This window comes from Orbaceae bacterium lpD02 (assembly GCA_036251875.1).
GTDB classification, from domain to species: Bacteria; Pseudomonadota; Gammaproteobacteria; order Enterobacterales; family Orbaceae; genus Orbus; species Orbus sturtevantii.
In genome coordinates this window covers 161,916-176,437 of record CP133960.1, presented here as the reverse complement: position 1 = coordinate 176,437, position 14,522 = coordinate 161,916, and the positions used below count along the sequence as shown (strand labels likewise).

At 36.5% G+C, this 14,522-nt stretch carries 15 protein-coding genes and 1 pseudogene; 12 read left to right on the top strand and 4 right to left on the bottom strand.

The genetic code is table 11. The features are described from left to right. Positions 1–10: 10 nt before the first annotated feature. Positions 11–1,330 (bottom strand): citrate:proton symporter, encoded by a 1,320-nt coding sequence (locus RHO12_00775; GenBank protein WVD66320.1) that lies wholly within the window; start codon positions 1,328–1,330, stop codon positions 11–13. A gap of 330 nt (positions 1,331–1,660) precedes the next feature. Here RHO12_00775 and RHO12_00770 point away from each other — a divergent pair, with 330 nt between their 5' ends. Further along, positions 1,661–2,548 (top strand): LysR family transcriptional regulator, encoded by an 888-nt coding sequence (locus tag RHO12_00770; protein ID WVD66319.1) that lies wholly within the window; start codon positions 1,661–1,663, stop codon positions 2,546–2,548. 48 nt (positions 2,549–2,596) lie between these two features. On the opposite strand, the gene rsmC is transcribed toward RHO12_00770, so the two are convergent. Next, positions 2,597–3,628 (bottom strand): 16S rRNA (guanine(1207)-N(2))-methyltransferase RsmC, encoded by a 1,032-nt coding sequence (gene rsmC / locus RHO12_00765; protein WVD66318.1) that lies wholly within the window; start codon positions 3,626–3,628, stop codon positions 2,597–2,599. Positions 3,629–3,709: 81 nt separating this feature from the next. Between rsmC and RHO12_00760 the strand changes: the two genes are divergently transcribed. The 5 genes from RHO12_00760 to RHO12_00740 all read left to right on the top strand — a co-directional run bounded on the left by RHO12_00760 (position 3,710) and on the right by RHO12_00740 (position 6,551). Continuing rightward, positions 3,710–4,132: a DNA polymerase III subunit psi gene (locus RHO12_00760; GenBank protein ID WVD66317.1), complete on the top strand. Its 423-nt coding sequence runs from the start codon at positions 3,710–3,712 to the stop codon at positions 4,130–4,132. Continuing rightward, the gene (gene rimI, locus RHO12_00755) at positions 4,104–4,550 is read left to right on the top strand and encodes a ribosomal protein S18-alanine N-acetyltransferase (protein ID WVD66316.1); all 447 of its coding nucleotides are present in this window, start codon (positions 4,104–4,106) and stop codon (positions 4,548–4,550) included. The genes RHO12_00760 and rimI overlap by 29 nt, the downstream gene beginning before the upstream one ends. Positions 4,551–4,571: 21 nt before the next feature. Next, positions 4,572–5,183 (top strand): thiamine diphosphokinase, encoded by a 612-nt coding sequence (locus RHO12_00750; GenBank protein ID WVD66315.1) that lies wholly within the window; start codon positions 4,572–4,574, stop codon positions 5,181–5,183. Positions 5,184–5,326: 143 nt separating this feature from the next. After that, on the top strand, positions 5,327–6,049 hold the full coding sequence (locus tag RHO12_00745; GenBank protein ID WVD66314.1) for a hypothetical protein: 723 nt from the start codon (positions 5,327–5,329) through the stop codon (positions 6,047–6,049). A 1-nt stretch (position 6,050) separates the two neighbouring features. Beyond that, the gene (locus RHO12_00740) at positions 6,051–6,551 is read left to right on the top strand and encodes a surface-adhesin E family protein (protein ID WVD66313.1); all 501 of its coding nucleotides are present in this window, start codon (positions 6,051–6,053) and stop codon (positions 6,549–6,551) included. A 62-nt stretch (positions 6,552–6,613) separates the two neighbouring features. Here RHO12_00740 and RHO12_00735 read toward each other — a convergent pair whose 3' ends face one another. After that, on the bottom strand, positions 6,614–7,363 hold the full coding sequence (locus RHO12_00735) for a Nif3-like dinuclear metal center hexameric protein (GenBank protein ID WVD66312.1): 750 nt from the start codon (positions 7,361–7,363) through the stop codon (positions 6,614–6,616). A 352-nt stretch (positions 7,364–7,715) separates the two neighbouring features. Between RHO12_00735 and pntA the strand changes: the two genes are divergently transcribed. The 6 genes and pseudogenes from pntA (at position 7,716) to RHO12_00705 (ending at position 13,605) form a co-directional block, all read left to right on the top strand. Beyond that, a complete protein-coding gene (gene pntA / locus RHO12_00730; GenBank protein ID WVD66311.1) occupies positions 7,716–9,281 on the top strand; it encodes a Re/Si-specific NAD(P)(+) transhydrogenase subunit alpha in 1,566 nt (521 codons plus the stop codon). 2 nt (positions 9,282–9,283) lie between these two features. Then, positions 9,284–10,678, top strand: a complete 1,395-nt coding sequence (gene pntB, locus RHO12_00725; protein WVD66310.1) for a Re/Si-specific NAD(P)(+) transhydrogenase subunit beta — start codon at positions 9,284–9,286, stop codon at positions 10,676–10,678. 78 nt (positions 10,679–10,756) lie between these two features. Further along, positions 10,757–11,107 (top strand): transposase, encoded by a 351-nt coding sequence (locus RHO12_00720; GenBank protein WVD66309.1) that lies wholly within the window; start codon positions 10,757–10,759, stop codon positions 11,105–11,107. Next, entirely contained in the window at positions 11,104–11,262 is a 159-nt protein-coding gene (locus RHO12_00715; protein WVD66308.1) for a hypothetical protein, read from the top strand. The genes RHO12_00720 and RHO12_00715 overlap by 4 nt, the downstream gene beginning before the upstream one ends. 26 nt (positions 11,263–11,288) lie before the next feature. Next, positions 11,289–12,104, top strand: a pseudogene (locus RHO12_00710) (IS3 family transposase). A gap of 89 nt (positions 12,105–12,193) precedes the next feature. Further along, positions 12,194–13,605 (top strand): IS1182 family transposase gene (locus RHO12_00705; GenBank protein ID WVD66307.1). Its coding sequence is split into 2 segments (ribosomal slippage): positions 12,194–12,767 and positions 12,767–13,605, totalling 1,413 coding nucleotides; the frame shifts between segments, so codons are not numbered across the junction. A gap of 126 nt (positions 13,606–13,731) precedes the next feature. Here the strand turns inward: RHO12_00705 and RHO12_00700 are convergent. Beyond that, on the bottom strand, positions 13,732–14,244 hold the full coding sequence (locus tag RHO12_00700) for a DUF1440 domain-containing protein (protein ID WVD66306.1): 513 nt from the start codon (positions 14,242–14,244) through the stop codon (positions 13,732–13,734). Positions 14,245–14,522 lie beyond the last annotated feature (278 nt).

The window sequence follows — 14,522 nt, the reverse complement described above, 5'->3', positions numbered from 1 at the left end:
GTAATGATTTTTATATTGGAAATACACCAGTTGCAACACAAGCAAAAGTCATAATAATGCTCGCTAACCATAAAATAGGAATGCTAAATTTTTGATGATCAGCTAAATCAACCCCCGCCAAGCTAACTAACAAAAATGTTGCAGGCGTGAGTGGGCTAACGGGGAATCCTGTTGTCATTTGTCCCATAATAGATGCTTGTGCGACTTGAATACTTGGTACACCTAGCATGTCAACGGTATGAGCAACAACGGGCATAATACCAAAGTAATATGAATCGGGATCAAAAACTAGGCTTAATGGCATTGAAATTAAGCCTGTAATAAAAGGAACATGGCTAGCGAAATGCTCAGGAACAAGGTGAACTGCAGCTTCTGACATAGCCTGCAGCATACCTGATCCCCCCATAATTCCAGTAAATGCCCCCGCAGCAAATAATATGCTTGCCATCATTAAGGCCGCTTTAGCGTGAGCATTAATTCGTTCTGATTGCATTTTAACATTCGGGTAATTAATCATTAATGCCAGAGTAAGTGCGATCATAAACGCTACGGTTGGCGAGATACGTGTAAAAACCATAGTACCAAGTACTGTAACAACTAATGTAATGTTTACCCAAAATAAACCGGGTCGACGAAGCCTTGTTTCTTCATCCGTTAATGCTTTTTCATATAATGATGATTCGCCAGTAGCCAACATACTAATGGCATTATGAGAACTTAAATCTAAGCGTTTTTGTTCTTTTTTCCCCCAGTAATATCCCATTAAAATCATAAAGGCTAATCCTACAATTTGAGCGGGAATTAAAGGAATAAATAGATCATGAGTGGTAATATTTAATGCACTCGCTGCGCGAATCATGGGCCCTGTCCAAGGTAAAAAATTGACACCAGCACTTAATGCCGTAATACCAATAAGTATTCGTTTATCCATTGCCAGCTTCTCAAACAGCGGCAGCATGGTTGGAATGGTAATCAAAAACGTTACCGCACCGTTACCATCAAGATGGGCAATTAATGCTAATATGCCCGTACCAATAATAATACGAACAGGGTTGATACCAACAAAGCGTAAAATTCGCTTTATTATTGGATCGAACATCCCGGCATCGGTTACTACACCAAAAAATGTGATTGCAAATACAAACATTGCCGCCATTGGCGCAAGCTTAGTAATACCTGATACAATATACTTTGGCGTCTCCAGCCCACAACCCGCAGCTAAAGCACCGATGGTTGGAATCATAATGAGTGCCACAATAGGCGACATACGTTTTGACATAATGCAATAAAGTAAGACCGCAATTGTCAAAACCCCAACAAGAGCTAACATTTTATTCTCCTTGTTATTATTGATATGTTCCTATATTAGGCAAAAATAAATTTGTAGTTAGTCAAAAATCAAATAATTTAATTGAGATTTCAAATTAAAAACAATTAATTAGCTATTCAAATCAAATTATTCAAAATAGTAATAATTCATCTACCAATAATATTTTTAATTATTAGAGAGTTAGCAATAATAAAAAATAGTTAAAACCATTTTGCTCAACTACGATCACAAAAATTAAAAATCAAATTTGTTATTGCATTCAAAATAGTTAAATTATGTTAGAGTTTGGGTCATTTTAATAACGTAGATATTTGTGTTAAGGAGCAAACAATGAATATTTCTATCCGCCAAATGCGAGCATTCTTAGCATTGGCTGAAGCTGGGAACTTTACTCGAGCATCTGAAATTCTCTGTTTGTCACAACCTGCATTTAGTGCTTTAATTGCCTCATTAGAACAAGAAATTGGTTACCGTCTATTTGATCGTGATACACGAAAAGTTCAATTAAATGCTAATGGATTACATTTTATTGAACTCGCTAATCAATTCGCTAACCATTATCAAAATATTGTCGAAGAAATTAAGCTTTATTCGCAAGGAGAAGAAGGCTGCGTAACGCTAGCGGTACTTCCCTCTCTTGCTGTCCAGTGGCTACCAAGACTAATGTCAAGATTTAATATCGAAAATCCTCATATTCGCATTAATATAATTGATACACAGTGGGATCGATGTTTACAAGCAATAGTGAATAATACCGCGGATATTTCGGTTACAGCAGGTACACCGTCATTAAAGGAAATTCAAGCTGAGTTACTTTTTTCTGACGATTTCTATCTAATTTGCTCTAAACATCATCCCCTTACACAAAAAAAGCAAGTTGAGCTAAAAGATTTAGAAGAAGAACGGTTTATTGCATTCTCAAATGGGACTAGCATTCGCCTATTCACCGACCAGCTGGCTTTACTTTACAACATCCGCTACGTGCTTGAAGTGAGACAGCTTACAACGATGATGGGCCTAGTTGCAGCTGGTCAAGGTATTAGCATTACAACTGGCTTAACGCTATTTCAATTTGAGCATGATAGTATCTCAATTATACCTTTCAAGGATCTCTCACTAAAAAGAGCCGTTTATTTAATTAAGAAAAAAGAGCGTCAGTTATCTAGTCAGGCAATTAAACTATATAAATTTATAAAAGAACATGCTAACTATGACTAGTGTTGACTATAATAAGAACAATTGATTTCCACCTAGGAAAATACTCACTTATGAGGCTAAGTAGACTTTAAATTTAGTGGTTTGTGCAATCACCTCTACGCGTCTAAACTGCTCAGCTAATAGTCTTGAGTATGGTAAAAATGAATTTGCCACAATGCAAAGTTTACCATTTACTTTAAGATGATTTTTGCTCTCTTTGATTAAAGCCTCTGCCGCATCATAATTAGTCTCTTTACCGTCATGAAAGGGAGGATTTGATATAATCAAATCAAACCGACCTTCAACATTCGAAAAAACATCACTGGCCACGACATTACCACTAATACTGTTATCTTTTAGATTTTTTTCGGTCGACGCTAATGCCGACGCACTAACATCAGTAGAGTTCAAGTCAATAGCAGGGTTAATCTTTGCAGCAAAAAGAGATAACACCCCGCAACCACAACCAACATCAAGCACACGGCCTTTAATTAAGTCAGATTGTTGTGCTAACGAATTTAAGAGCAAGTCACTTCCTGCATCTAATGTTTTATGACTAAAGACACCCGGTAGAGTTGAAATAGTTAGCGCCATATCATCAAGCTGTAAATTATATTGATGCCACCACTCATCAAGTTCAAACGCTAAGCGGCTATCTGCATTAAAATGATAAAGACTACAACGCCTTGCTGTATCAATTTTTTGAATAGAGCCAAATTCACTTAGTAATTTTTCAGCACTTCTCACGCCGGTAGTATTTTCTCCAATGATGAAAATATCGCAACCTTTAGTAAGATTATTTAATAAATAAGCTAATTGAAATTGCGCTTCTAGCTTATTTTTAGGCCAATAATAGATCAATGTATTACAATTTTCATAGCACACTTTTGTTGGTAATAACCCGAATTCAATATGTGATTTTTTACTACGGGATTGTAAGTGTGAATAAACGTGAAACTGATTACAGTGTACTTTAGTATCGGCAGTATTGAGCTTTAATACGTAATCATCATGTAAATCACCTGCTACCAATACGTATTTTCCTAAAAATAGTGACTCATGGCGCTGTAGAACCTGACTTGGTGGTGTGAATACCGACATTTATTTAACCTCAAATAAAAACCTTTTAAAAAAATTGGGAAGATTATACAATTAACTTTCGATAATCACTAATAAAACCCTATGAATAATCAAGATTGGTACCTTAATCAGCTCGGTGTTACCCAATATATATTACGTAAACCAACCGTAATGAAGGGAGAAGCATCAATAAATATCGCGGATAATATTCGCCTTATTGTGATTAGCCAATCATCACCAAGTGATAAAATTTTTGATGATATTTTGAAGGCAATCTGCGTTAAAAAAGAAGACTGTTTGATTTTATCCCCGGCTCAGTTATTTATGCCACTAGAACAATTAAATCATGTTATTTGGTTTATAAATGAAAATTTACCTGATAGCTGGTGCAGCTCGTCCTCGCTAGATGAAAAGGCTATAATCGAAACAACCTCTCTATCGCAATTAGCATCATCACCCAATTTAAAACGCCAGTTATGGCGAACACTTTGCCAATATGAAAACTATTTCAACTTTAACCAATAATGACGTAAATGAAGCTTATCAAATTGAGCTACTTTGCCACCCTATTCCTTGGAGTAAAGAGACCTTTGCCACTAATCAAGGTGAGCGCTACCTAAATAAAAAAATAACCTTGAAACAGCATTTGGTCGGATTTCTAATTTGCCAGGTGGTGCTAGATGAAGCGACTTTATTTAATATAGCTATTCATCCTGATGCACAAAAACAAGGTTTAGCATCAGCTTTACTGACTCAATTAATCACTGAGCTAGAAGATAAGAATATTCGTACATTATGGTTAGAGGTCAGAGCATCTAACCGAGCTGCGATCGCTCTTTATTTGCATATGGGATTTAATGAAATAACGATTAGAAAAAATTATTACCCTACCGCACAGGGAAGAGAAGATGCCATTATTATGGCATATACGATTTTATTATAAAATGATAGTTTGCGAGATAAAATGGAAAAAGCATTACTTTTTGTCAATGGCGAACCGCCTCAATATTATCCTCACGATTTAACGCAATATCTTTATATTGCTTGTACCGATGGTGCATACCATAACTATTTACAGCAAACGGATATAATTCCTCATTTTATTATTGGCGATCTCGACAGTTTAGGTAGCAAACCGATAAATAAAACGATTAAAATCATTCATACACCAGATCAAAATCAGACCGATTTCGAAAAATCATTACTATTCTTAGCGGGGAAAGGGATTAAAGCATTCGATATTTACGGTGCTTCAGGTCATGCTAGTGACCATTTTTTAGGTAATTTATCTGTCGCAATGCAATATTATAAACGATACAATCTTACATTTTATGACAACTATTGCTATTTTTTCTTTGCCAAAGTTGACATGACATTACAAAAAATGAGCGGTAAAACAATATCATTAATTCCCTTATCAAAGGTAAAAAACCTTACTATTACTGGGTTTAAATATCCATTAGCTAATGCGGATTTACAATTAGGAGGGCAAACAAGTCTACGCAATTATGCTCTTAATGAAGAGGTAACAATTAAATTTAAAAATGGTGACCTCCTTATTTGTATTTCACGGTAATATCGCTTTTCCTTAGTTGCCTTAAGATTGACATTTACATTGCCTTACAGTATTGTTTTACTCCACATAAAGTATGTTCTAATTAACTTAAAATGTTCTTTAAAGATGTTTAAGTACAATAGAGGTTTAATAAAGGTAGTGTCATGATAAAAAAAGCGTCTCTGCTAATTTTTTCGGTATCAATATCACACTCGGTTTTTGCTGATAATAGCAATATGCAAAGCGTTATTGATGCGTTTACTAACTGTGATAGCAGCTTTTTTTATCAATTAAAGACTAATGCTAATGATTTTAAAGAAATTACCGATCTAGCAATTAAAGATGATATTGCCTACATTCCTGTTAATAGTGTTGTTGAAAATGAAGGTAATACTCACTATTTTATAAAACCAATCATATACCGAGGTTTAACCATCAGCGGTTACCAAAACATTGCCATCAAAACACCATTTTTAGGTCAATATTATTATTGGGGCTTTATTATAGATGATTCGGTTGATGATGTAAGACAATCACTCAAACAACTGGTATGGCAACCATATAACGTTGCAAGTTATGCTGCTAATTCTAAAATATTTGATAATTTAGCAAAAAATATCGGCTGGCAATCTAATCCTTATATCATTGACGGCGTAGCCCCTCGTTTGAATACCATCGAAAAATCACTTTATTTAGAACCAATTAATGAAAAGCAAGTTCATTTAGTCTGTTCAATACAAGGTGATATGGATAAAAATTTACTTTATTCTCTTCACCCAGATATGAAATATATTGATCAAGAACTCGATGCTGAGCAAAAACATAACAGTACAGCAGAGGATGAACCGTCAATAGCTAATGAGAGCCAATCTAGTGGACATATTTAAAATGAAACAAGCAAATTCTGTTTTAAAATTTATTATAGGACTCACTTTAGCAAGCGTTACATTTTCAGCATTGGCTAATGAACCCTCTATGACAAAGCAAAAAATAGCTAGCGATAACGTTGTTTCATCACAATATTTGCCAATTACAAAAATTAGCGCCGATCACTCAACAGGATATGTTTTTATCGATAGAGCATCGGTAAAAATCCATCCCTATAACAAATTAATCCGAACTTATAGTCGCGTAATTAATTATGTTCCAGCCTTATCACAAAAAATTAATGATGTACCCTTGTCATATCAATCAAAAGTTATCCAAGAGTTTGTTAATTGTGATAAAAAAGAGTATGTGGAAAATTCAACTAAAATTTATCAAAATCCTTTTGGTACTGGAAAGTTATATGATACGGATAATTTCCCTAAACGTTGGGAAGCGACAACAGGCGATGAAAAACAGAGGCTAGTTATCACTGTTGTTTGTGCACTCCCAGTTAATGAGTAATTAGATTAATCGTTTCTCGTTGTTTTACTATGCATGATAATTGCAGCATAAATTTAACTAAGCTAGGCTGGATTATCGATATCAATAAAGCAAACTTCAAAATCATAATGCTTCGCTAACCATAGCCCTAATGCTTTAATGCCATAACGCTCTGTGGCATGATGCCCGGCGGCATAAAAATTTATGCCATATTCTCGGGCAATATGGATAGTTCGTTCGGAGACCTCCCCAGTAAAAAAAGCATCAACGCCTTGTAAAGCAGCCTCTTCTAGATAATCTTGTCCCCCTCCACTGCACCAAGCAACTCGTTTAATAATATTTGGTGCATTTTCATTACAAAATAGCACACTATGCCCAAGATTTTGTTCAATATTTTCTTTAAATTGAATTGCGCTAATCGGCTCAATTAAAGCGCCTTGGAATAACAAGTCGGTCAGATCATTTCGCTTATCGACCACAATACCTAAATTTTCGGCTAATAATGCATTGTTACCTAATACATCATGTCCATCTAATGGCAGATGGTAAGCAAAAAGATTTATATTATTAGCGAGTAGTGTACGAATACGCTTCGCTTTAATGCCTGTTATCGTCACAGGTTCGTTTTTCCAAAAATAACCATGATGAACCAAAATCGCATCTGCATTTAGTTTAACTGCCTCATCAAGTAGCAGCTGGCAAGCTGTGACCCCTGTTACAATTTTTTTGATCTCTTTTTTGCCTTCAACTTGTAACCCATTCGGGGAAAAATCTCTATATAAATGTGTTTGTAGAAAATTATTAATAATTTTTTCTAATTCAACGTTTTCCATATTAACTCCAATAGGCTTTTATTTACTAGCTTAATTACTTGTTAAGTATAGTCGATTTATATTGTTAACTCACATAGATTTATCGAATCGTTACTGATACCAAATAATACATAAAAATTATCTATTAATAATAAAAAAATAGTGTTAAATGATATAGCAAAATTTATGCTAAATTAGCTAAAATAATTGTTTTTTATAACTATCATTTATTAATTAAATTATCACATAATAGTTATATAATATTGGCACATAGCTTTTAGTTATCTTACATGGTAAATTTAATAGCAATATTTACACAACTAAAACAATAGTAACGATTATCTTGATTACTAACACATAAGGACTTATAACAATGCATATAGGTATCCCAAAAGAACGGTTACCGAACGAAGGCCGGTTAGCTGCGACACCACAAACAGTGGCACAGTTACTAAAGCTTGGTTTCAGTGTTTCGGTGGAAGATGGGGCGGGTCAAACTGCAAACTTTTCAAATGAGGCTTTTATTGATGCGGGTGCATCAATTCAAAATACCCATGATATTTGGCAAAATGATTTAATTTTAAAATTGCATGCTCCAACTGATGAGGAAGTTGAATTAATTAAATCCGGAGCTAATTTAATCAGTTATATTTACCCGGCGCAGCATCAAGAACTCCTTGGTAAACTAGCCGCTAAGAATGTAACAGTGATGGCGATGGATTGTGTACCTCGAATTTCAAGAGCACAGTCGCTTGATGCATTAAGTTCAATGTCCAATATTTCAGGCTATCGATCAGTGATTGAAGCGGCTAACCAGTTTGGTCGTTTCTTTACTGGCCAAGTAACGGCCGCGGGTAAAGTCCCGCCAGCCAAAATTATGGTTATTGGCGCTGGTGTAGCAGGACTTGCAGCAATCGGAGCGGCTGTCAGCTTAGGTGCAATTGTACGAGCTTTCGATACTCGCCCAGAAGTAGCAGAACAAATTCATAGTATGGGGGCCGAATTTTTAGAACTCGATTTTGAAGAAGAGGCGGGTTCTGGAGATGGCTATGCAAAACAAATGTCAGCCGCATTTATTGAAGCAGAGATGGCATTATTTGCCGCTCAAGCTAAAGATGTTGATATTATCATCACTACCGCGCTAATTCCAGGCAAGCCTGCACCAAAACTAATCTCTAAAGAGATGGTTGAATCGATGAAACCAGGTAGCGTAATTGTCGACTTAGCAGCGCTTACTGGTGGTAACTGCGAGTTAACTCGCCCAGGTGAAGTCTACGAGACCGACAATAAAGTCAAAATCATTGGTTATACTGATTTAGCTAATCGTATGCCAGCACAAGCATCACAACTTTATGGTACCAATATTGTTAATTTGCTTAAACTGCTTGCTAAAGAAAAAAATGGCCAAATTGACGTTAACTTTGAAGATGTCGTTATTCGTGGCGTTACGGTAGTAAAAGACCAAGAAATTACATGGCCAGCACCTGCAATTAAAGTATCGGCACAACAACAAAAACCGGTAGCAAAAATGGTTGCAAAACCAGAACCAAAACCAATGCCTGCAAGTAAAAAATACAGCATTTTAGCATTAGTTTTAATTGCATTTTTCTGGCTCGCGTCTGTTGTTCCAGATAGCTTCTTATCACATTTCACTGTATTTGCATTATCATGCGTAGTTGGCTATTACGTCGTTTGGAATGTAAGCCACTCACTGCATACTCCGCTAATGTCGGTAACTAATGCAATATCGGGAATTATTTTAGTTGGTGCAATACTGCAAGTTGGTACCGGCGAAAATTTAATTACGGCGATTGCTTTTATTGCAATATTAATCGCTAGTATCAATATTTTTGGTGGATTCTTTGTCACTCATCGCATGCTTAAAATGTTCCAGCGTGGCGGTAATGATAACAAAGGCAAGAAAGGAAAAGGAGAATAAACATGCTGAGTCAAGGAATTATTCAAGCCGCTTACGTTATCGCAGCGTTATTATTTATTTTCAGCTTACAAGGTTTATCTAAGCAAGAGTCAGCCAAATCAGGTAATATTTACGGTATTATTGGGATGGCAATTGCCCTTATTGCAACAGTATCTAGCATTACCAATGGGTTCCATTGGATCATTGCAGCCATGGTTCTTGGTGCATTAATTGGTCTATATCTAGCTAAAAAAGTAGAAATGACGCAGATGCCTGAGTTAGTCGCGCTACTACATAGCTTTGTTGGTATGGCGGCGGTATTAGTTGGCTTTAATAGCTTTTTAGATCCACATATTGAGTTATTTAGCGGTAGTGATCTAACTGTTCATTTAGTCGAAATTTTCATTGGTGTCTTTATCGGTGCCGTAACATTTGCTGGCTCAATTGTCGCATTTGGTAAACTAAACGGTCGTATCAGTTCAAAAGCATTAACATTACCGAGTAAACACTATTTAAACCTAGCCGCAATAATTGTATCCATCATTTTAATGATTGCCTTTGTACACCTTGAGTCAGGGTTTATTGCATTTATATGTTTAGCCATTATGACATTTATTGCCTTTGCTTTTGGTATACATTTAGTTGCTTCAATTGGTGGTGCTGATATGCCAGTTGTTATATCAATGCTAAACTCATACTCAGGTTGGGCTGCTGCGGCTGCTGGTTTTATGCTAAGTAACGATTTACTTATTGTAACGGGCGCATTAGTAGGGTCATCTGGTGCGATTCTTTCTTATATCATGTGTAAAGCTATGAACCGATCATTTATCAGTGTTATTGCTGGCGGATTTGGTAATGAGGGCGCGACCACGAGTAGCAGTGATGAAGAAATGGGCGAGTATCGAGAAATGCAACCACCTGAAGTTGCTCAAGTACTCAAAGAGGCTCGTTCTGTTATTATCGTACCCGGTTATGGTATGGCGGTCGCACAAGCGCAAGGCGCTGTTAGTAATATTACGGAAAAATTACGTGACATGGGGATCGAGGTTCGTTTTGGTATTCATCCTGTCGCAGGGCGTTTACCTGGCCATATGAACGTATTACTGGCTGAAGCTAAAGTCCCTTATGATATTGTACTTGAAATGGATGAAATCAATGAAGACTTCCCAGATACCGATGTTGTTTGGGTTATAGGCGCTAACGATACCGTAAATCCTGCTGCCGAAGAAGACCCTAATAGTCCAATTGCGGGAATGCCGGTCCTTGAAGTATGGAAAGCAAAAACCGTGATTATTTCTAAACGTTCGATGAATACAGGTTATGCTGGCGTACAAAACCCGCTTTTCTTCAAAGAAAATAGTTATATGCTATTTGGTGACGCTAAAGCTAGTGTTGAAAAAGTGTTACAAGATATTTAATAATATATCGATAATAAAAAACTCGCCAACTTGAAGTGACCCCCAATAGTTGGACAACCAATTACTGGGGGTCTTTTTATGTCAAAATACAGTCGAAATTTAAAAATTAGCATTGCTAATGAATTCTTATCAGGAGTATCATCGGAAATACTTTCGAAAAAATATTCTATATGTTCTAGCCAAATAAGGTATTGGGGGCAAGTGGTCGCGATTCATAGTAATGACTCTTTTCAACCAACATCGCATTTACGTGATGCGCAAGCAAGATTACAAGCGCTGGAGTTAATGTGGGCAAATGACTGGTCTCTCGGGTACACGAGTGCCATGCTTAATTTAGTCTCGCCAGGGATTTTGTCAGCTTGGCTTAATAGATACCGTGAAAAGGATTCGTCGGGCTTGCACATCAATCTAGAGGAAGACTATCCATGAAGCCATCACGTATTGCATCGACTCATTGTAATGATGAAAAAACAGTTGAAGAATTAAAAGAAGAGATAACTTATTTACAAGCGGAAAACGCTGTTCTAAAAAAGTTGGAGGAGCTAAGACAAACAAAACGTCAACAAACAAAGAAAAAACGTTAGTTGTTTTAGCACTTAAATCTCAACATCCTTTAAAGTATTTGCTGTCAGTAACACAGCTGGCAAAAAGTGTATTTTATTATCATGTTAACAGGTTGAAAGAGCCATCTCCTTATGAGAAGGAATTAAAGCGTATTGAAGCGATTTACCATGAACATAAAGGACGTTATGGTTATCGCCGTGTTCATTTAGCTTTAATGAATGAAGGGAGTCAGCTCAATCATAAAACAGTACAGCGATTAATGGGAGAGCTTAATCTTAAATCGACAGTAAGGGTCAAAAAGTATCGCTCTTATCGTGGTGAGATAGGTAAAGCAGCCCCCAATCATCTTAAAAGAAAATTTAACGTTTCAAAACCGAATAAAAAATGGGTAACCGATGTCACAGAATTTAAAGTAAGTGAACAGAAAATTTATCTATCGCCCATTATTGATTTATACAACCAAGAAGTGATTGCTTATAGTATAGCTAAAAATGCACGGTTGACTTTAGTCACCGATATGCTTAAAAAAGGACTGTCACGATTAAAAAACAAACAAAGGCTCTTACTACATAGTGACCAAGGCTGGCAATATAGAAATCCCATTTATCAGAAGCAACTCGCTGATAATGGTATAAAGCAAAGTATGTCGAGAAAAGGAAATTGCTTAGATAATGCTGTTGCTGAAAACTTTTTTGGACTATTAAAATCAGAAATGTATCATGGGCAACATTTTAAAGATGCCGATGAATTGATTGAAAAAATAGAAGAATATATAGAATACTACAACACGAAACGGATTAAAGTTAAATTAAACGGCCTGACTCCGGTAGAATACCGAAACCAGACCTTACGAGCTACTTAACCAAAGTGTCCAACTTTATGGGGTCACTTCATTTTTAGCGAGTTCTTTGATCTAATAGTGTGGTGTGTAACTATCAAAGGTATGTCCCGATGCTTAGAAAACCGACACCAGCAACCCCTGAAAAAATAGAACAAATATCGCTCGAAGCCCTTGTTCCTCAAAACCACCTTGTCCGTAAAATTGCTAAGATTATTGATTTCGAATTTATTCGTGATGCAGTGGCATCCCTTTATTGTAAGGATAATGGACGCCCGGCAGAAGATCCCGTCAGATTATTCAAAATTATGTTATTAGGTTATCTTTTCGGCATTCCCAGTGAGCGGCGATTGGTGCAAGAAATACAGGTTAACTTAGCTTATCGTTGGTTTTTGGGGATGGGATTAACCGAAAAAGTGATTGACGCGTCAACCCTAAGCCAAAATCGTCGACGTCGATTTAATGATAGTGACATTTATCAACAGATTTTTGATAATATTGTCGAGCAAGCTATCGCGAAAGGCTTAATTAGCGGCCGTATCTTATATTCGGATAGCACGCATCTTAAAGCCAGTGCCAATAAGGGAAAAGCATGTAATGAAAAGCGTATTATAGAGCCGAGCCAATATATTAATGAGTTAAATAACGCGATTGAGGAAGAGCGGGCTACACATGGAAAAAAGCCTTAGCGCCAAGGACGGAAACACGGTATAAAGCCGTTAAAATCAGCACCACCGACCGAGAAAGCGGTTTTATGCATCGGGAAGGCAAACCTAAAGGGTTCTTTTATCTTGACCACCGAACGGTTGATGGTAAACATAATCTAATTACCGATACGCATGTTACGGCGGGAAATGTTCATGATTCTCAACCTTATCTTGCTCGGCTCAAACGGCAGGTCACTCGGTTTAACTTTGCGCCTGTTGGTGTGGGTCTTGATGCGGGGTATTTTACCGCCCCTATTTGCCATTTATTGTTAGCTGAGCAGATATATCCCGTAATCGGTTATCGCAGGCCGAATCATGGTGCGAATGCCATACGAAAACGGCAGTTTATTTATGATAGTCAACGCGATACCTATATCTGCCCCAATGGGCAATCACTGATTTATAAAACGACAAGTCGAGAAGGTTACCGTCATTATCATTCTAAAGCATGTGTTTGCAAGCAGTGTCCGTTATTATCACAGTGTACACAAAGTAAAAATAGTCTGAAAATCATTACTCGCCATATCTGGGAAGCCGATAAAGAAAAAGCGAATAATATTCGTCTAAGTAAATGGGGTAAAAAAGTTTATGCGAGACGAAAAGAGACCGTCGAGCGAAGTTTTGCTGACGCCAAACAACATCATGGACATCGTTATGCGAGATTTAGAGGGCTTGCTAAGGTTCAAATGCAGTGTTTGTTAGCCGCAACAGCACAAAATATAAAGAAAATAGCGCTAAAGCTATTTTTATTGCTCTATTTTAGGTCACTTTTGAATGGATTTAATAAAATTTTAATTAAAAATCGTATTTATGGCTAAAATAAAAAAATAAACCCCAAATAATATCGAGGTTTGTCAACAACCTGAAGCTTAATTTTTACATTAAGCTTATTTTATTAGTGACTTGACCAGCGTGTCATAACATATGACACGCTGCATTACAGCTTAACTGTGTTTAAAAAATCGATACCTTAAATCAAGTCTAATCGCTTCAATAGACCAAATCCAAAATGCGGTGCCGACAAATTCTGATATTAACGCTTGAGGGCCTGCTAACCATAACCAACCCGATAAACCAAGTAACGGCACCACTAAACCATGAGCAAATACCGAAACACCTACCCCAAAAACAACACCGTGTAGCATTTTTGCTTTAGGAAAATATTCAGATGAGATGCAGTATATTATCGCCATAACTATTGAAAATAAAATATGTACACCGTTGCCACCCCAATTTATAGCAATGCCTAGCCACTCATAATTCATTGTCGACACATCAAAGCCGAGTTTTTCTAATAAAACCATTGGAGGCGGCATAGTTTCGACAGTCCTTGGTGGAATAAGTGTTTCAAAACCTGATTTAACTAATGCTGAAAATATACCGGCAATAATACCAATGTAAAACATCCCACATACGTGGCGATATTTTTTGTCTGACATTGCAAATAAATTAATCATTTAACCCACCTTAAACATTTATTATCGACAATTGATTGTACGCTTATAAATAAGCAATTTAAACGTTAAAAATAATAAAATTTAAAGTTTGCTTGTTTATAAAACTGAAAGCTCACTAAAAAATACTATTAAGCAAGGCTTATAAGAATTTTTAATACCGCAAAGTAAAAAACCGTCTGATAGTGAATTTTAGGTGTATTTCTGGAGGGAGGGTGATTAAGCGCTAAATTTAATGATAGCAATTTAAAAGCTGTGACACATATTTAACATATTGATAT